General features: G+C 40.8%; 4 protein-coding genes. All 4 read left to right on the top strand.

Going from position 1 to position 22,213, the window contains the following annotated elements:
• The first annotated feature begins 31 nt into the window (after positions 1–31).
• Genes WSC_RS22075 through WSC_RS0106910 form a run of 4 tightly spaced genes read left to right on the top strand, consistent with a single transcriptional unit; the run spans position 32 to position 22,213 of the window.
• Positions 32–5,929, top strand: coding sequence for a tandem-95 repeat protein (locus tag WSC_RS22075; protein WP_157447213.1), 5,898 nt, complete (start codon positions 32–34; stop codon positions 5,927–5,929).
• Positions 5,926–6,924: a hypothetical protein gene (locus WSC_RS0106920; RefSeq protein ID WP_016955194.1), complete on the top strand. Its 999-nt coding sequence runs from the start codon at positions 5,926–5,928 to the stop codon at positions 6,922–6,924. Before WSC_RS22075 ends, WSC_RS0106920 begins: the two co-directional genes overlap by 4 nt.
• A gap of 10 nt (positions 6,925–6,934) precedes the next feature.
• Positions 6,935–10,933 (top strand): LamG-like jellyroll fold domain-containing protein, encoded by a 3,999-nt coding sequence (locus WSC_RS0106915; RefSeq protein WP_016955193.1) that lies wholly within the window; start codon positions 6,935–6,937, stop codon positions 10,931–10,933.
• A 9-nt stretch (positions 10,934–10,942) separates the two neighbouring features.
• Positions 10,943–22,213 (top strand): PA14 domain-containing protein, encoded by an 11,271-nt coding sequence (locus WSC_RS0106910; RefSeq protein ID WP_016955192.1) that lies wholly within the window; start codon positions 10,943–10,945, stop codon positions 22,211–22,213.

Genomic DNA, 22,213 nt, shown 5'->3' with positions numbered 1-22,213 from the left:
CGCACTCAGTGGCACAGCAAGCAACGACGAAGTGGGTTCACATTCTGTGGTATTAGCCGTAACCGACGGCATAGAAGCTTTGCAACAAAGCTTTGAGATTATTGTTGTTGATCCTAATGTACCTGTCATTATTGACTATCTACCAGCGGCAGGAGACGACTTAGTTCCAACGAGTGGATTAGAATTTTCGATACTCTTTAGTGAAATTATTCAACCCGTTGTTGATAATCCACCAAGTGTTAGTGTTATTCGAGTGGATGATAGTACCGAAGTTGAAGTAGTTGCGACTGAATCAATCAGTATTGTTGGTGATGTTTTATTCTTCAATTTACAAAACAATTTACAACCAAATACTCAGTACCAACTCTTATTAGCACAAAACACATTAGCTGACTTGTCAGATAATGTGTTAGCTCAAACAACTCAAGATTGGCTATTTACTACAGCTAATAATTTAACGGTTGCAACCGATGACATAGCTCAAACTAATGAAGATGAAATCATTCAAATAAATGTATTAGACAATGATTTTGATAGCGACAGTTTGTTGGTCGCTTCAAGTGTGCAAGTTATTGATACACCACTTAATGGTAGCGTGAGTGTTAATGTTGCAAATGGCGTGATTACTTATACGCCGGCGCAAAACTTCGCTGGCGAAGATAGTTTTACATACACAGTTGCTGATACCCAAGGTGAAGCATCCAATATAGCCAGTGTATTTGTAACTGTTTTGCCAGTTAATGATAAACCGAATGTTTTACCTGATCAGTTTAATCTAGATGAAGACCAAACCATATTAGTGGATGTGCTCGCTAACGACATAGATATTGACGATGAAATTAATGCTGAAAGTTTAACCTTAGTAACCGAAGCGTCAAACGGCATAGCCGTTGTTGAAAATGGTGAGATACGTTACTCCCCAAATGCAAATTTTGTTGGAACAGATAGCTTCAGTTATCGAGTTGCTGACTTAGCCGGAGATTATTCAGAATCAACACAAGTGCTTATAAACGTTCAAGGTTTTAATGATGCACCTATTGCCGTTGATGATGAGGTTACGATAGCGGAAGATCAAAGTATTCAATTAGACTTAATTACTAATGATTCTGACATTGAAGACCTAGAGTTATTTTCGACTAATATCCGCATTTTCCGCCAGGCTACTTCCGGTCAAGTAGTGCAAGACGAGTTTGGTGAATGGGTTTATCAGCCGCAAGCAGACTTTAATGGTCAAGATAGTTTCGAATATATCCTGTTAGACAGTGAATCTGCCAGTTCAGATCCAGCAACTGTATTTATAGAAGTGACGCCAGTTGCTGATGCACCAGTAACCCATGATGATCAGGTTGTATTGGTTGAAGATGCACAACAAGTCATAAATGTTTTGGGTAATGACTTAGACGTTGAAAACGATATAGATAAAACCTCGGTTGAAATCGTTCAAACTGCAGAATTCGCACAATTAAGTGTCGATGAGCAAGGTATGGTGACTTATTCAGCAAATGCAGATTATTTTGGTTCAGATAGTTTCAGCTACCGAGTATTTGACCAAAGTGGTTTAGTTTCGAATGTTAGTGTCGTTAATATCACAGTCACAGCAGTCAACGATGCGCCGCATGCTAATAACGATATTGTTCAGCTCAATGAAGACGGACAAATTGTTATTGATGTATTAGCAAATGACCAAGATATAGATGGCAGCTTAGATGCAAGCAGTGTGGTTATTGTCGCTGAAGCCAGTTTAGGTATTGCGAGTGTTGAAGCTGATGGAAGTATTGTTTATCAAGCTAATGAGAATGCCAATGGTACGGATACGTTGAGTTACCAAGTTGCGGATGACCAAGGTGAATTATCTAATATTGCTTCGGTAGAAATTGAAGTATTAGCGGTAAATGATTTACCTGTTATTACATCGACAGCAACAACAAGTGTTTTAGAAGATCAAGCTTATCAATACCAAATCGAAGTTACAGATATTGAAGATACAAATATCCAGCTGACTGCAGAGTTACCCGAATGGTTAAATCTGCAACAAGTTGATGGCACAACTTATCTATTGGTAGGTCAAGCGACTGAATCACTGGTTGGCACTTATCCTATCCAATTAATTGCCACAGATTCGGCAGGCGGTCAAACGCTACAAGAGTTTGATCTTGAGGTCATTTCGGTAAACGATGCCCCGATCATTACTCAGGGTGATAACTTGGCACTTACAGTGATTGAAGATCAGAGTGTTTCACGAAAATTATCATTAACTGACAGCGACAGTACAAGTTTTATCTGGACTATAATAACGCCAGCTCAATTTGGTGTTGCAACTGTTAATCAAGGATTAGTTAGTTATGTACCGTTAGCGAATAGTGACAAAGCGGATTCGTTTGTAGTTGAGTTATCTGATGGTGAGTTAACCGATACGATTGAAATTAGTATTAGTGTGACAGCACAAAATGATGCACCACAAATTCTCCTTGCAGATGGTACTAGCCCGCTGAGCACAATTGTAAACACGTTAGAAGACCAAGTTTTCACCCTGCCTTTGACCGCGCTGGATCCAGATACAGTCGACACAAGATGGATTATCAACTCAGCCAATGGCCAAGCAAGGGTTAGCATTGTTGATGGGCTTTTACATTATCAACCAGCTGCAGACTACTTTGGTCCGGATACTATTAGTGTGACGCTCACCGATGGCCAATTAACCGATACCTTGTCTATTATTATTAATGTTGCCAGCGTCAATGACGCCCCCGTTATTCAGCTTGATGAACAAGTTGACCTGACTCTTGATGAAGATCAGCAAACAAGTTTGGCATTCTCCGCGTTAGACGAGGATATGTCTTCGTTACAATGGTCTATTAGCGAACAACCTTTGTTAGGCGAAGTGACCTTACAAAGTGATCATTTAGTTTATCAAAGCAAGCTCAATCAAAACGGCACAGATAATTTTGTTTTAACTGTGTCGGATGGCGAATTAAGCGATAGTATTATTGTTAATGTTGCGATAGCCGCCATCAATGATGCACCTGTTGCCGTGGCTGATACTTACCAAGTGAATGAGGGGGGATTATTGTCGGTTGCTTTGGCGCAAAGCGTGTTAATCAACGACTCTGATGTGGATGCAGAGCCAAATACCCTCACACTTCAACTAGTTTCTCAGCCAAGTCGAGCAAGTGTGTTTGCAATGCAAACCGACGGAAGTTTTGAATATCAGCATGATGGTTCTGAATTTACTCAAGATAGTTTTAGTTATCGTGTATTTGACGGCCAAGTATTTTCAAACACAACCACGGTAAATATTCGTATTACTGCGGTCAATGATCCACCTCTGTTTACTTCAACTTTGCCTGATACCACTTTAGTTCAAGGTGATTATTTTGAATATTTTGTTGGTGTACTCGACCCTGATGACGCCAACCTTGAATTAACCTATCAAGGGCCAGATTGGTTAAGCTTAGATGGATTGGTCCTGTCTGGTTTCGCACCAACAGATTTAACCGGTAATAACCAATTTACTCTAACAGTTAAAGACTTGGCTGGAGCGAGTCAGCAGCAAAATAACCAAGTTGAAATCCTCCAGCGCGAAGGTGCAGAGATACATATAACTGCTAAATGGTCTAATTCACCTGCGTTTATTGAGCAAAATACCACGCTAACGTTAACTGTTCAGTCATTAGCTGATTTTGACGTCAATACAGATTTACAGCTTGAGTTATCAGAGGGGGTTGCAGTTGTTTCTTCACCTGATTGTTCATTTACGCAGTTAACTGCAAATTGCCAATTAAATCTTGCTGCAAATAGCAGCCGACAGCTGTCAATTACTTTAACCAGTACTCAAGTTCAAGATGCTATTTTCTCCGCCAATTTGACCGACGATTCAAATAACTCACTAGCGGATCTTACCTCTAGTGTAAGTTTTATCAAACAAGCTGTTAATCAAGGTAACGCGAGTTTTGATATTAACAACGCAACAGCTTTTGTTGCTGCAGATATTGGTAGTTCACAAGGTCTAGAGGTGATCGCCGGAACTGAAATTGATGATTCGGTAAAAATATTAAGTTTAGGCCAAGGCAGTGCTCAGGGAAGATTATTGGCGGAAATTGATAACTTAGGCCAAACGGAAAATCTGATCGTTAAAGACTTCAACTTAGATGGCCAGTTAGATGTGTTTGTTCTAAATAGCAAAGGTCAAGCGAGTTCTGTGCATTATCAAACAGGCGAGCTGACTTTTACCGCCGATAATCAAAGTGTAGTTATGGCACAAGGGAAAAAGGCTTATAGTCACGACTTTAATGCAGATGGCTTCCCAGATTTAGCGATTGCAGGCATTGGTTATAACTTAAGTATTTATATCAATGTAGACGGCTATTTCACCGAAACGCCAGATATCTATACCGCGCTCAACCCGATTGTCAGCATCGCGAATTTAAAAGTCGATAATAAAATTGCCATAGCAACGACTCAAAACTTATTAACAATTTTCTATCAGTTGCAAAACTCGCAAGTTTCGGCTCGGGCAGTAGCAGCTCGACCGCTTGAAACGAGTCAAACAAATATTGCTCGTAAAGTTGTAAAAGCAGCTTTTGTACCTGCTAGCGAACCTTTAGAAATTGTTGGTATCACGGACATTGCGGTAGCGGATCTGGATGGTGATGCAAGCGAAGAAATAGTCGTGACAGCAGCGCCTCCTGTTACTAATAGTACTAAAGCCAAACGAGCGGTAAGTATTATTTCAACCACAGCAGATAAGTTGGAGACAGTCAGTACATTTGGCAGTAGTTCGAGTAGTAAGGTCGAAATTGCTGATTTTGATGGTGACAATAAACCTGATTTGATGGTCGGCAATACATCTGGTTTAGTGCAAATTTATCGTAACAAAGGCACGTTAAATCAATTTGAATTACAGGACTCGGCAATCGTTTCGGATTCTTCGGTTATTGTACCTGCCGACCTGAATGGTGATGGTTTAGCTGACATTATCAGCTTTAATAAAACGCAGGGTAAAATGGCACTGTTTACCAGCAACAATGATGGCAGTATGGGTTTGCAAGCTGATTTAGTTCTGCGTAGTAATAGCCAAATTGTCACAACGTCGGTTGGCACTGCAGATCAAATTCTTTATCAATTATGGGTGGAGAATTTGGCGCAAGTGAATAGTTTAGAAAATAAATTGAATATTCAGTTGGGCAGCGAAAATTTCCGCGTTGACTCAATGCCACAATATTGTATCCAGGTGTCAAATACACAAGTCGAGTGTTCAATCGGCAGTATTATTGCCAATAGTGAAATTAGCATTCCATTTGTTTTGGCTGGACAGTTTGTAGAGCAACAAATTACTGCGACTCATTCTGCTTCGTTGGCCGACACTAATCCTGACAACAATAGAGTTGTGTCTGGATTTAACCAATTTGTTGGCGATGTGGCCGTCAGTGCTACAGCATTGGCAGAAGATGCATCTAAACAACAATTTAGCTACACCGCGACTGTGCGTAATTACTCGCAACAAAGTATGACCAATAATCAATTAAAGATTGCTTTTCCGCAAGGCTTAGGATATTTGAGTATCCCGTCGCAATGCGTACGAGTGCCAGCTGAGAACTTAATTGAGTTTTTATGTCAGCTTGGGACTATGGTAAACGGCTCTTTTGCCGATATAAGTTTTAGCTTAACTATGAATGACGGATTTGAGCGTGAGTCTGCTTATATAACAGCAATAACTAAAGCAGACACGATTGAGAGTGACATCAGCAATAACACCACCCAAACTCAGTTGGGTAATGTGTTCCCTGCATCGGGAATTAGCAGCCAGGGAGGCGCTTTTGCTTATATATATTTGTATTTACTAACTATATTTATTTGTTACAGGAATTTGGTGGGTTGTAGGCAGCAAAGTCGCAATCATCGTCAACAAAGTGTGAGGAATATTCTGTGAAAATTGGAGTTAAGCTAGTGCGACAACTTTATTGTTTGTTCGCTGTATTTGCAGCTGTGTTTGTGGCTAATGTGCACGCAAATACACAACAACAGGTGATAAACTTGCAGCAAGGTTGGAATGCTATTTATTTGACCGTAACGCCAAACGCGGAAAACTTAAACAGTTTATTGGTTGACACGCCAATTGATATGATAGCAAGTTATTTTGCGCCTGTTTCTAACGTTACTTTTATTGATGATCCATCTGAGCAAAATTGGAAATCAGCTCAGTGGCATAAGTGGATAGCACCTAGTAGACCAGATGCATTTTTAACTAACTTATCAAGGTTAAATGCTGGTCGTGGATACCTAATACACAGCACAACCGATTTTACTTGGAATTTACCTGGTGAGGTAAAATTTATCCAACCTCAGTGGCAAGCTAATGGTTTTACCCTCATAGGTTTTGAAGTTGACGAAAGTAACCCCCCTTCATTTGCGCAATTTTTTAGTGCTTCACCCAGTCACCAAGACTTGGTTGCCTATCAGCTAGTTGAGAGTAAATGGCAACTTGTGCGTCAACCGAGCCAAACACTCATTCAAAACAATCAAGCATATTGGATTTATAGCCAAGGTGGCTCTGACTTCTACGGTGCACTGCAGATAAGTGGAGTTGCAACTGATGGATTAACTTTTGCACCGCACAATTATCGAATAAAAGTTACAGTGCGGAATTTATCTGAGATCCCCGCTGACTTTTCCTTCAATATGATTAGCGGATTTGAATCTACCGCAATTGTGCCACTGGCCATTGAAACTGATTCAGTCGAACAAGCAGAAATTATTAGTGATTTGACAACCTATCAGTCACCTTTGTTAACCCAAAATCAATTGACCCATATAAATTTTGTTTTGCAGCGTAACCAAATGCTTGAAGCTGAAAGTCGTGCCAGTTTGTTAGAAATTCGCGGTTTGGGTCTGAAACGTATAATACCAATTTCGGCACAACGCTAGGGATATAAATATGAATAAATCGAAACTATCCGCAGCTGCTATCCTTATTGCTGCACTGCAGGCGACTTTCAATGCGCAAGCGATTACTCCGAATGCGTTAGTGCTTGATCAAGGCGACAAATTACAATCTGCGACTTTGCCTACTGATACTCATAATGCAACTATCGAATTCTGGTTTAAAACTGCTGATGCAGACTCAGGTTTGTTGCGCTTAAATAAAACTACAAGCAAAAGTGCGCTAAGTGTGCGGTTAAATCAAGGTAAAATTGAAGTTGCAGACAACCCAATTAGCCAAGTTTTTCTTGTCAGCGATGATACTTATGCTGACGATAAATGGCATCATTTGGCGTTGACAGCTCAGGCCGAAACCTCTAGCAAAATACTGACATTGACGTTATATGTTGATGGCAAAGCACTAAAAAGTTACCAATTAAATAACGGTACTGATAAAGCCTATTTCAGCCAAGCTCAGCTAACTTTCTTTAGTGCGGATTATTATCAAGGTCTTAGGGCGGATTATTACAACGATTCTAAACGAAAAATTTGTTATGGTCGTGTCGAACCCTTTGATGATTTTAGACACAACTGTCACTCTGAAATGGATGCTTTTGACGGCTATCAATACTCGCAATGGGTGCACCATGCTGGCAGCGCGATAGATAAAAATATTAACTTTAATTTTGGTGATTCTGGTGCCCAAACGTTAAGCGGGAAAACTAATACCGACAATTTTACTGCTCGTTGGCAAGGTTTTGTAGTGGCGGCAGAAACGGGCGATTATACCTTTAAAACACTAAGCGACGATGGATTGAAATTATGGGTGTCTGATGTGTCAGGCACTCCAAAAATTGATGTATGGCGTGATGGTGGGGGTATTACAGGTCAAGCAACAATTAACCTCATACAGGGTAGTTTTACACCGATAAAACTTGAATACTATGACAATGCCGGGGGGGCCAATGTTAGTTTAAGTTGGAAAACACCGTCTGGTGTTGAACAAGTGATCCCTACGGAAAATCTTTATTGGCAACAATCGTCTGCGGCGATGAGCATATCTCAGCCTAGGGTATGGAATAGTGCTCGTAGTGCTGATGAAATTGTTAACAGTTTCAAAGTTAATCTTATCGGCAACGAAACGGGGTTATTGATTAATAGCCAGTTCAGCCAAATTGAGCAAACGACTCCAGCGGCAAAATTTTTAAACCAAGCGGGTCACGCAAATGAATTCGCGTTAATAACCAATAAAACGGCGAGCACTAAGCTGGTCGCAGCCACTGATTTAACTTTAAACTCAGCTTCTAAAGGACAAAGCGCAATGCGTTTTACAGGTAGTGCAAGCACTGTATTGACTGATAGTAATGCCAGTTATTCAAGTTTAATCGCCAATAGCAGTTTTACCGTAGAAGCTTGGGTGAAAAATCAGCTGCCAGTTACGACTTCATCTAACATGAATCCTGCAATCGCTATTTCTGGGGCATACGCCAACTCTAGTTTTGTTATGGGCTTCAACCAAGGAAAACTTTACTGTGCTACCCAAAACAACCAACAAGATTTTGTTAGTGAAACCAGTGTAGTTGCCGGATACCCTTGGATTCATTTTGCTTGTTCGTATGATAAAGATTCAAACGGCGGAACTCTTACTATCTATAGAAATGGCCTACAAGTAGGACAAAAAACCAATGTTAAAACAGCAGTCGCAACCGGTGCTTTATCTGTTGGTAGTAACGGATTTGAGCAATATTTTACCGGTGAAATAGACGAATTAAGAGTTTGGCAAACGGCTCGAACTCAACAAGATATTCGTAGCAACATGTCGCAAAGGTTAATTCAACAAACTGCCGACTTAGTTGTACAACAAACTTTAGACACACCTGTTAGCTCTGATACACAAAGTAGTTATACCTTTAATGATAGCTTTTCAGCGGGCAATTTAGTTAGCACAGAAGCAAGTGTTAGCCCTCAGTTACAATCTTGGGGAGTTAAACTCGAAAATATTAATCTTGATGGGTATATCCCTGTTTTGGGTGAATACGCGTTAAATTTCTCGACCGCTGAGCAACAAGCAACTTGGGATCTATCTGCTAAACAAGCCGATTTAGCCACTGCTTTTACCGCGTCGTTGTGGCTGAATGTCGCACAAAATAATGCATTGGAACAATTTGTTGCTGGTAGTAATCAATGGCATATCACCCGACTAACTGACGGTAAAATAGCTGTTTATGTAAATCAACAATCTACACCTGTTTTAACCTCAACAAGTATTTTAAGCCATAATCAGTGGCATAATTTAGCACTGATTTATTCGAACAATAGACTGAGTTTGTTGGTTAACGGTGAAGCAGAAGCAACAGCCGAAGTTGGCTCTTTACTGAGCAATTTGTTTGAACTGGGTAAAGCAACTTCAGCAACTAGCTTGGCAGGTTTGACTGGTGCAATTGATCAAGTTCAGTTGTGGAGCAAAGCTCTGACTGCTGAGCAATTGAAATTATTATTTAAAATTGAATTAACTGGTGCTGAGCCTAACTTAGTATTGGCGCAAAATTTTAATCAATCTTTATTTTCGCCTACAGCTGGCTTGACCCTGAACAAAGCCAGTTTAAGTAAATTTTCTTCGACTCATTTAATCACAGGTCTAGGTTTTGCTGAAATTGATTTAAACCAAGCGTTTTATTTTGATGGTGTTGATGATGCTTTAACCACCCAAGCGGTATCGCTGGATGTACAAAACGGCATCACGATAGACTTTTGGACAAGAATGGCCAGTTCGGGTCAAAGTGCCAGTTTACTTGAACAAGTTGATGGCGATAACGCGCTAAAAATAGGTGTGACTAGCTCTGATGCTTTTTATTGTGAGTTAAATGGTCAAAGAGTGACAACAGAAGCCGCTGAATTAGATTTAACTTGGCATCACTGGACGTGTAAATTTTATATCAATTCGGACAATAAATTAGCCATTGACGTTTTAAAAGACGGGGCTGTTTTGGCAGCAAATACTTTTGATAGCACGAGTTACGCATCAAGCCAACCTTTCATTTTAGGGACCCAAGGGCAAGGTTTTTATCACGGTTGGTTAGATGAGTTACATATTTGGTCGCGCAGTTTACCTTTGGCTGATTTAATTGCGTTGCAAAAGGCTACGCCAACCAAAGATTCCCAAGGAATTGTTGCTAGCTGGCATTTTAACGATGTTTTTGCCGGTAATTATACTGATGTAGTGTCTGGGAACAATGCAACCGCAGCAGACAATTCAGCACCAACGACAGCGGTTGGTATTCGTTTTAGTAATTCACCAATTATATTAGGTAGCAATATGCCAGTTGGTGAATTAAAAACTGGTTTGTGGCAAGGCCGTGTTGTAGTTGGAGAAGTGAATGAATCTCACTTTGAAGCGGGTGCCGATGCTGTGAGTAAACCTACCCAGGCGGGTTCAACCTTCTTATTACCATTTTTGCTGCACGCCAATACGACACAAACCAATATTCTGTCTGAAGTAACCTTAATGCAAACCAAAGAGAGTGAAGGCAGCGTGCGACCTGTATTGATCACTGACCAATCCTTGTTGGCTAATTACGACGGTATGGTACGTAAAAATGGCAAATTGGTTGGTGTACGTTTGTCTGCCGTGCCATTTATCTTGGACTATGACAGTGCAAGCAAAAAAGTTAAAACACAACAAATCATGCAAGGTGGGGTAGGCGAAGGAGGCAAAGTTTCTGTATTGCTGACTTATGCAGCTGATCACCCACTCAACCCATATCGACATATATATCATCCCGATTTAGATAAGGGGTTTGAAATTAAACGCCATATTGAATTTACCTTTGACGAATATACAGCAGAGCAAAGAGCGCAAAATTCCAAACTAGGGGTAAATGAATTAACTGGTGTTTATGTTGAAAAAGTGACAGGACTGCATCAACAAAGCAAAAATGGCGAGTTGGCACCTATTATTTCGAAAGGCAGATTTAGTATGCAATTAGTTAGCACAGTCAATCAGTTGAATCAGTAGGAGATGACAATGAAAATAATATTTGATTGGTTGGCCACTCATCCGGCACGAAAGTCATTAGTTGGTTTATTGCTCCTCTATATTAGTAGTCCGTTGATAGCAGCAACACCTTATCTTATGGATATATCTGGTGGTCAAATTAAAGATATGTTGTATGATCAAAAGGGCAACCTTTATATAGCAGTGGTCAATGATTCGAAAGGTCTGTTAACTATTGAGCGTCAAACCTATCAAGTCGCGAAGCAAGGTATATCTTTAGTAAAGTTAAATCATTTGGGGGAGGTTACTCAAGCTACGTCATACCCAATAACAGTGAATAGCCAAAACTCTTTAACTCTGTCAACAACATCCGATTTTGTGTATTTATCATTGTCTACCTCGGAGAATAACCATGATTTTGTATACAAATTTCGTAATTCATTGCCTAGCACCTATTCTCAAATTTTAAGCAATTCCAGTAACTACAGTTCTGGAGGTTATATAGTTACGACATCCGGAGACATAGTTCAAGTAGGCAATAGTTATCAAACGACAACAGGCTTAGAAGCTAACTACCAATATATACAGCCCAGCATTGAGAAACGAAATAGTGCCGGGGAAAAATTATGGGAAAAGAAAACTGAACTACATGTATCAAAGTATCAGTTTAAGAATGATCGTTATCTAGAAAATAGGTCCGATACACGATTTGAAGTTCCAATCGAAACTCAGGCCGTGGTGGAAGACTCAAGCGGTAAGCTTTACACTTTTCACGGTATGAATCAGTTGGCACATGGTCAGCAAATTGATGGTGCAACAGGTGCTGTAGATTATTCAGGTTACCTCTATAGTAACTTAGTCCGCGGGTGGAATGAAAACCATGATGGGTTTGTTGGCAACTGGTGGAATATTGAAGATAGAGGGTGGCAAGCCTTCAACGCTGTCCGCCTTTGTGGTGACACGCACAATCATGAAACCTGTATGCGTTACCCGACTCGACCCGCTCTGAATAAACACGATGATGGGCACTATAATCGTGTCGACGGCGTGATTCGATTAAACAAATCAGGTAACTATAAATTTACGCTTAACCATGTAGATGATGTGACTCGAGTTATTGTTAACAAAGCCAAAGAGAACGCAATGGAAGTTCATCTGAATGGCCATCAGGATAAGGTGTATACCTTAGACGCAGGTTATCACTATATTACAATTGAACATTATGACGATAGAGGTGGGGAGAGTGCAAGGCTTAGTATTACTTATCAGCACCCGACCGACAACCAATTGGATGAGGTTGTATACAGGGATTATTTTTCCACGGGTATAGACTCTAATGGTATTGGGACATGGTATTGGCCTCACTATTTAGCAAAAAGTGGAAGCGCAGAAATAAAGGAAGCAGGTAATTCTTATAAAGATAAAATACTAGACAGCAATAACAATCAAGTCTTAGACAGTTTTCTTCGTTCAGGTGAAGTTTTTAGACCGAATGAATATGATAGTGGTAACACAGGTAAATCTTTAATATTTAAACGAGCAAGTGATGGTAGCATCGAAAAAGGCGTTGTTTTTGAAGGCGAAGTACCCGTTACTGCACTGTACGCAAACTCTAAAATTTACGTATTAGCAAAGATTATTGTTCCTAACCCCGCTGCGAGTGGCCATGCAAGTGTAACACCCGTACTAAACACTGGATTCAAGTTATACGCATTAGATAGCAACCTAAATAAAATTAACAACACAGTTGCATCTATCGAAATGCAAAATGGTGCTGCTTATAACGGCGAGGTTTTTGATCTTACGTCAGATTCATCTGGCAATATCTATTTAATGGCCACTTTGGAGCAAGGTGGTGCAGCTGACTTCAAGTCTCAAGATACAATTAAGTATGACGGTGTCACAACGGGTAACCGCTCGTTTTTTGTTGGTAAACTGAATCCAAGCTTGCAATGGCAGTGGATAGCTAGGCCAAATGGATTTGATGGACAGTTACCGCAAAACCAAAAATATAGTGGTGGTATAAGTGTTAATCCGAATTCGGGCGAAGTTACTGTTGGTACATATTTTACTAATGGCACTTTAACCCTGCTTGATGAGTCTGGTGATAAAGTTGAATTGTCCGCAGGCGCTAACGATTACAGGAGCTTTATACTTGCCATCAGTTCTAGTGGTAAATGGTCAACTAGAGCGACGGTAAATATTGATTCTGCATATGGAGGTGATTTGGTATTTCCTGGCGTTGGCAATTTTAATTATATAAAAGGCTCAACTGTTGAAGTCAGTGCGCCTAATCAATATTACATAGATAAAAATGGTCAAGTTTTGTATCAAGTTGATTCTTCTGGTAATTTTGTATTAGACGAAGCAAACCAAAAAATTCTTGTATCTGATCCCAACGATACCCGAGCGGTAACACGTTATACGTGTACTGGGTATGATTTAGAAGACCAAGTGGTTAGTGGTCAAGCATGTCGCTATTCATTTACCTTTAGTTCAGATGTTTCAATTAAATTTAATTGGAAAGTTGAACACTTATTAGATTTAAAAACCAATATAACTACTTTAGGTGAGTACACACTAGCTCAACCAAATCCTCAACCAACCATTGGTCGCCACTGGATTGAAGAAGGTGAGCAGGTCACCTTACAAGTTAATGGTGCAGTTGTAGATACAGCCAATAACAATAAGCGAGTTTTGCTCAACGACATTGGTTTAAAAGTACTGGACGAACGTACAAGTTATAGTCCATTTACCAACTCAGGTTCTGCACTCACTCTGTCAGGTAGTACATTTGCAACACCAAAAGCTGACTTGCCTACAATGAATAAAGCGGTATTTGATGGTGATTTCACCATCGAATTTTGGGTAAACCCTCACGATAACAGCACCTTGTATGGCAACCGTGTGCTCGATATTTCAGCAAGTGCAAGTAACAATGGTAATTTCCGCAACAACTTATTGGTGGGATTAAATGGGGAAGGAAAAAAACCAGAGTTTTATATTTTGGATTCAACAATCAACTCGTCTGACCCTTACCCTCGTCTGTTAGCAACTCAGCCTTTGGCCGATAATGAATGGCAGCATATTGCGTTAACTTTTGATCGTAGCGAAAACACTGCGACTTTTTATATTAACGGGCAGTTTGCTGGTGCGCGTTATGACATGCCTTTACCGCGTTCAATTGATAGAGATTGGAGCTTTTTAGGTGCGACTTTCTGGAATGATTCATTGGGAGGCAGTAGTTACAAGAAAAACTTCTCAATTGATGAGTTAAGAATTTGGCGAGAGGCGAGAACACAGGCGCAAATTCGCAACAATATGAATCAAGCGTTTACAAGTGCTCAGTCTAACCTTGAGTATTATTTAAAATTTGATGGTTCAAGTGCCAGTTTGGCGAGTCAATTTGCAACCAACACCAATAATGCGACACTAGTTGGTTTGAATACTGGTGCGAAATTTGTCAGTAATGATGTTGCTTTGCCATTAGATTTTACGCCTAGTGATCAAAGGCAGCAGCCGTTAAGTTTAAGTTTTAATGCACCGCTGCAAGTGACTTATAACTGGCAAACTCAATATGCGATAGATCTCAATACCACAGCTTCAAAGTATGAAGATTTAGTCCGCATTCAAACCCTACAATCTGGCAAGGTGGTTAAACTCGAACAAAATGCAGGCAAATATTGGGTTAATGAATACGATCATGTACGTTTGTTAATGCCAGCAGCAAGTGGTTTAAACCAGCTTAAAGGTTGGTTATATGGTAAAGGGCTACCGAGTGGGCTACCTGAGTCAGGTAGTTTAAGTAACTTGACTAATAGCACAACCATTAATGGCCAAACTTATTACTACATAGATATTAATAATTTAAGTAATGCAGTGTCACTGGCATGGGAAATGGAAATTCTTACCCTTAAAGCAACTCAATCAATTGGTTCAAGTTTAACTTTAGTTGACATACTCAATGCCAATTTAACTGACCCATCAATTGGTACTGCGGTAGCATCACTGAAACAGACGCTTACCAATAATAATCGCTTAAATGCCGCGCCATTTAATGGTTTTGTTATTAGCGGAAATGCAACGACCTACCAAGACATGTTTGTTTGGGCTGACTATGAAGACAAGTTATACCCAGTTATTCCTGGCAAGTTTAGTTTAGAGTGGTCGGTCAATGACGCGGTGCAAGGTACAGAGGCTCAAACTTTTAGAGTTGAATTAACATCCAACTGGCCTGTTGCAAGTCATTATAGTTATGTTATTGATACGCCTGCAGTGTGGTTAGACCGAAGTATTTTAGATACTTGGGCCTTTGTTAAATTAGCTTATTCTGAGGTTGAAACAAACAACTCTGTTGTTAATGTCGACAAGTTTCTTTTTGAAAGTGCAAGCGATCCAGTACCGAAAACCACTGAGGTGAATAAAAAATCGACCCTAGTATTCACCTGTACGGATAAAAATTTAGCCGGCAATGATACTGCAAGTCCAGCTATTGGTGATATAGACAACGAACCCGTGTGTGTTCGGGTTGTATCGTTATTGCCTCAATCCATGACTCATACGACAGGAGCTGCACCAGTTGGTGATGTTTTGGTTGATAGTCAGCATAACGCACCGCACAGTGGATACATTGAAAATAACTTAGCTAGATACAACCCAAATATTTATATGCCAGAACGGCTCGCTGGGCCGATTATTCCGGTTAATAAAAACTTTATCACGGATGATCCTGAGCACTTATTTGAAGTATTCTGGTACAAAAATTATAGTTACGATAACGTATTTGAAGCGGTTTATTGGCCATTTAAAAAGGTTAGATATAATATTCGTTGGCCGGAAAAACTAAATGGCAATGACGATCCACAAGCGTTACAACGCATAGTGGTTGCAAGCCGCATCGGCTCTGATGGCAAAAACAGTCTGCGTATAGCTGAGCAGGAGATGTTTGATCCAGCTAAATTTGACGAGATTCAAATTTATAACCAACCAAATGCCGCATTACCTGGTTACAACCCGAACGAAGAACATTCGCTTATTGAAGCATCATTCCGCTATCAAACCGAATCACCACGGCCAAAAGCGGCTTTTGCTTTGCGCACTGACTTAAATATCACAACTGCGGATGATAATTATACCTCTCATCCATATACGCTGGTGCAGTACAAAGACAAAACGTTAACACCAGCAGCATATCGTATGAAGGTCTACAAGGTAGAGATGGAAGATGCCGAAACTGTGCATTCAACATCTTCGAGTGCGGCGGATGAAGCATTTGATAAACAAGTTAGTCAGCTAACCAGCGGATTAATTGCAACTTATTATGCCGATGCCAATTTTACTAACGCAATCCACCGCAGTTCAGTTGCCAATTTAGATATTACAGCTGACCAACTCGATAGCGCGTTGCCAAATGATAATGTAGCTGTGCGTTATGAAGGTGTAATGCTTGTCCAAGAATCGGGTGATCACATATTTACCCTAGAGCATGACGACCGTGTTCGAGTATGGATTGACGATGAGTTATTGGTTAATGACTGGACCGACGGCGCGCAACGTAGCAAAACTTTCAATAAAACCTTGGCGAAGAATCATGCTTATAAATTGAAACTTGAATATTACGATGCTTCATCTTCAACCAGACTTAGTTTGCATTGGAAAAAGCCGAGTCAAACAGCAGCAGTGATTATTCCGAGCAGTGTACTAAAATCTCGAGCTGTGAGTTCGCAAAGTGGCTTTATTGCTAGCTATTTCAACAACCGAACTCTAACTGGCAGTCCAGTTGCTGTGACTCGGGTGTCGAATATTGGCTTTTCAACTGGTGGAAGTATAGGCCACGGACTTGGTAATGATAATTTTTCAGTTCGTTATACCGGTGTTATTACACCGGATGTAACGGGTCAATATACGTTAGTCGCGCGAGCCGATGATGGTGTCAGATTATGGTTAGATGGTGCGTTAGTTATTAATTCTTGGATTGATTCCGGGCCGTTTGACCGAACTCATTCTGTAAGATTAGAAGCTAATCGAAGTTATAATGTTCGTTTAGAATATTATGAACATGGAGGTGGAGCAGAGTTATATTTTAGATGGATTAAACCATCACAAACAGCTCAAAACTTGCTTGAAGGTACCCTGATATCTAGTGCTAATTTAGATGCGCTCGCACCAATTGATATCACGCCAGGCTCGTCTACTTCATCAGAAACTGATAGTCAGCTAGCTTATACTTTTGCCTATCCAATGAAAGCGGGTGAACCTGTGGTGGCGCCTTATCCAATTAACTTAGTGCAAGGTGTACAAATACCAGATGTGAATTGGGGACACCAAGGCAGCTCGCCATCGCAAAATGTTTATTGGGAAGATCATAAAGGCCAAGCTTGGGCAATTTCAGGAGGTGGAACCTTGTATAGTTATCAATGGTATCCAATGCAACCAAGTTTCTGGTGGCCACAAAATACCCAGTTATGCTACAACGCCAGCGAACCTACTGATTTTAAAGGGCGCTTAATTGCTACTACTGCGACGAGCACAACTTGTCATACTGTGTCTGATGGGACATTTATTCCTCTTTCGAGCATACAAAATGGAGAAAAGCGCGAAGTTCGAATTGCCTACAATACGACATGGCCTGAAGACTTACCTATGCTAAAAGCGGGTGAAACTTTAACTTATTCAGGTGGTGAAGCTGAAGAAGATGGCATTGCAGATAAAGGTTTACCAGGTGTTTTAGCATTTGCGGCAGGACAAATTGTTTACGACGACGTTAACAAACTCATGGGGCAAAATTCTAACTATAGTGCGGATAGTCGATATTCAGCTCGATTAGCGCAGGTTTTAGAAAAACGCGCGGTCAAATGGCCGTCAACAGGTACGGCATTTAATCAGATCGCAGAGTTCGATTTGGCTCAAGGCAAAGTCATTCAACAGCGTGGTTTTTATTATTTTGCTGAGTTACCAGCCAACTTACAAAGCCGGATTTATTACGATCCACTGACCAAAGAGCTAGTGATGATAGGTTTTCTTGATGGCAAAACTTTGGGCGATGATTCTTTAACTGCAGCGCCTGGGGCCATTTATTCATTATTACCTAATATTTTGACCAGTGATGATGTAGAGGTTATCAAAACATTAAGTGCAAATAATACCTTCAAACAAACAGTCGATGAGCTTTATGCAAAATCGCGCAACCCTCAAGGTTTTAATGCGACTGAATATGCCATTGGTCTTGAGGCTACGAAAAATGTCGACGGCAGCACTAGCAGTGTGTTTATTCATTCTGCGGGTTTAGGCTCAGGTTTGGCCTTAATGCCAAGCTCAGAAATGCTTGACCCAAATTCGAGCGCTCCAGATATAAGCTATGTGACGATTGCTGAAAATAACCATAAAGATTTGGGCTCAGCGCCTGTCAGTTTACATATAGTTAAACTGGTTAAAGCACATAAATTCAGAGGTGAAATTGACGTGTTAATGCCACCAAATGTCTTTGACGAAAAAGTGGTATTGCGACATACAGCAGATTTTGGCGCAAATGGTTTGGATATGGTGTATGAGTGGAAATATCGTGCGGACGATGGTTTGGAAGTTGCACCGCCAGACCAAGCGGTTGATTCATGGAAACCATTTAGCCTACCAAACAATGGTTTAGGTCAAAATCAAATTGCCTTACAAGGTGCAACAGCTGCTTTGCTAGCTGACAATTTATTCTTTACTCGATATCGCCATAGAGATTGTAATCCAGCTAATGACTCTAGTTGTTGGTCTGATTGGGCGGGGGCGGCTAATAATAATCCAGCCAAAAATGTTTACAAAGCACAGTTGTCTGAAGGTTGGGTTAAACGTGTTATCGATAGAGTGAACTTGTTTGAAGCACGTATTAGCGATTTCTACAGCAGTGACAGCCCAGCAACTTATTCGAGCATGTTGCAGCAAGCGGGCCAGCGTTATAACGGTGCAGTTGCGTTAAACGCTGATCAGGATGTAATTGAAAATGTTGGCTTAATCCAGCTCTATCAAACTGTGTTAGATAGAGCGCGTGCGTTAAGTATTGATGCTTCACAACCAACGAGCACTAGCAGTGTAAATAATGCACTGCAGTTAGCCGCTACTCGTTTAGCCCAGTTATATACCTTACTGGCAAATGAAGCTTATGTGGATGCGCTCGATCCTTCAATCGGTTTTACCACTGAAAGTTCAGAGTATGGCAGCTTAGCGCCAAGTATATTTACTTTTAAAAACCAAATGCCTAGTTTGCTGCAAGAAGAACTGAGCTTGCTGCGCGGACGTGCTGAATACGGCGCAAGCCCCGCCTTTAACCGCTTATTGTGGAATTTTACTATAGGTGACGGTGAAGTTGCATACGCGCTTAACTACAACATTAAAGATGTTGATAGCAGTGGTTTCATTGATGAAGATGATGCGCGCACCCTATATCCGCAAGGGCATGGAGATGCATGGGGTCATTACACTATGGCACTGCGTTATTATTATGACTTGATGCAAAGCCCTGTATTTAAATGGACGCCTCGTGCAGAGAAAGTATTACTAGATGGTGTCACTGTAGATGTTGATTTCCAAGATGAGCAGAGATTTGCAGAAATAGCAGCGGCGAGAGCCAAAACCGGCCGAGATATCGTGGATATGACTTATCGCGCCAGTTATGTTGAAGATGAAGATGGCCAATGGCAAGGTTATAAAGACAGAACAACAGAACGTGCTTGGGGTGTATCTGAATGGGCACAGCGTGCAGCAACTGGCGCGTATTTTGATTGGTTGATGGCTAACAATATGCTTCCAGCCAAAGATGCTGATTACACTGATAGCGCAGATATTCGCAAAGTTGATAGAACCACTGTTGTAGATATCCAGCAAATTGCTAGCGAAGCGCAAAGTATCTATGCGTTAGCATCGTCTTCAGACAAAGGGCAGAATCCACTTGGCATTGCACCTGATATTGTGCCATTCGATATTGATCCTGTGCGGGTAGATCGTAATTATGACAATCCAGCGACGCATTTTGAGCAGGTAGCTGAACGAGCTGAACAAGCATTAGAAAATGCCTTTAAAGTTTACGATTACGCCAATGAGCAAAAAAATCGTATCCGTGAAGTGGCTGATACAGCACAAGGCATGCTTGAACAGGCACAAGATCAGGATAGAGATTTACGTAATAGGTTAATTGAAATCTTTGGTACGCCATATGAAGGTACTATAGGCAGTGGCAAGGTATACGAAGCTGGCTACGACGGACCCGATTTGTACTTCTACCAATATGTTGATGCGATTGATATTACCAACGAGGTTGCTCCTGTAGCAAATTCAAATGGAAAAACCTTCGATACCATTTTGACCGGGTATTTCAACGCTAGAACAACATCTTTAGATCATATTTCGAGTATGGATACGGTTAATTCCGTGGTTACAGCCAATTCAATTCAAGTTGAATATCCTGTAACTGCTGCTTCATATGGCTTTGAAACCCCTGATTCTTGGGGTATTAGACGAGCATCAGGGAAAATCCAGCAAGCCTTAGCGGAAATACTCATTGCACAAGCTAACTTTAACCAATCAGCAGATGTTTATGATGATTTAATAGAAGATATGGAGTTTCAGATTAGTCAAATATATGCGCAAAAACAGTTTGAAGATGGTGTGATTCAAGTAAAAAATACTAATAAAAATGAAGTAAAAGCACTGACGGATAAAATAGCAGATCTGCAAATAGCCAGTCGAGTGTTGACTGAAACAAGAGATTTTGCGCGCAATGTGGTGGACAATACTGCTGAGTCGTTACCAAAAAGTGTTGGCTTGGCGGTAGATCCCTCTTCGCCAGCTCGTTTTGCCTTGTATACTGCTTGGGCTATTACTGATCCTGTTCTATCTGCGGCGAGTGCAGGATTAGATTCAGCTGCAATAGACGCCGAATCTGAGAAAGAACTCAAGTCTATTGAACATGAATTAGAAATTGAAAAAGCGGGCTATGATTTTGAAACGCAGCAACAATTAAGAGAAGTCGAATACAGTTTAACAACCCAAGAACCATATCTTCGAGTTGAAATGTATAAAAATCGTGAGAATTTACGCCAAGCCGGCGAAAAATATCGCACAGTTCTAGCCGAAGGTCTGCGTTTATTGGAAGAACGTGAAACTTTAAACAAACGTATTGCTGCCAAAGCGCAAGGTGAACGTTATAAAGATATGACCTTCAGGTTAGGCCAATACGATGCATTGCAAAAATATCGTGCAGCCTTTGATTTAGCCGCTCGGTATACTTATATGGCAGCGCGAGTGTACGACTTTGAAACTAACTTAGCAGAGAGTGATCCTGCATCCGCACAACATATGTTAACTCAGATAGTCAAAGAGCGCGCATTGGGCGAAAAAGCTTTATCAGGCTCCGTTAGCGGTAGTGGGGGGTTAAGCGAAATACTTTCTACTTTGAAAGTAAACTTTGACGTATTAAAAACACAAATGGGCTTTAACAATCCACAAACTGAGTCAGGTCGTTTCTCTCTGCGACATGGTTTATTCCGCATCCCTCAAGACGCAGACTCTACTGATGACGATGATTTATGGCGTAATACTTTGGCTAAATACAAGGTAGATAACCTATGGAATGTAGAAGAGTTCAGACGTTTTGCGCGTAACTTTGCCCCTGAAAGTGCAGGCGCTCAACCAGGGCTAGTTATTCCTTTCTCATCGACGATTGAGTTTGGTAAAAACTTCTTTGGTTGGCCGTTATCAGGTGGTGATTTTGCCTACGATGCGAGCAACTATGCTACTAAAATCCGCTCTGTCGGAGTCTGGTTTGATAACTACAACAATGCGGCGTTATCAACCACGCCAAGAGTATATTTGATCCCAGTTGGTTTGGATGTCATGTATGTGCCCGACAGCGTGGAATTAGATACACGTGAGTGGAGTGTGGTTGACCAAGTAATTCCTGTGCCATTACCAGCAAGAGACAGTGATTTAAATAACACTGCGTGGATCCCGAGTGCCGATGGCTTGAGTGGTTCATTTGATAAAATTCGCCGCCATTCAAGCTTTAGAGCATACCATGACACAGGTAATTTTAACGAAACTGACATGACGTATAGCAGTCGCTTAATCGGCCGCTCTGTGTGGAATACCAAATGGTTGTTGATTATTCCAGGCGGCACTTTCTTGGCTAATTCAGCAGATGGTATGAATACCTTTATCTATGGACAAAAAATCCCTGGGCAAAATACCGTGCTGCGTGATGGTAACGGTGTCAGTGACATCAAACTGTTTTTCCAAACTTATTCTTATTCAGGAAACTAA

Source organism: Catenovulum agarivorans YM01 (assembly GCF_000281085.1).
Lineage (GTDB): Bacteria > Pseudomonadota > Gammaproteobacteria > Enterobacterales > Alteromonadaceae > Catenovulum > Catenovulum agarivorans.
This window is presented reverse-complemented; position numbering and strand designations above follow the sequence as displayed.

What these genes read in the sequence shown, in the direction of transcription:
- WSC_RS0106915 (WP_016955193.1), top strand. Translation starts at nt 6,935, where the DNA reads ATGAATAAATCGAAACTATCCGCAGCTGCTATCCTTATTGCTGCACTG.
- WSC_RS0106910 (WP_016955192.1), top strand. Translation starts at nt 10,943, where the DNA reads ATGAAAATAATATTTGATTGGTTGGCCACTCATCCGGCACGAAAGTCA.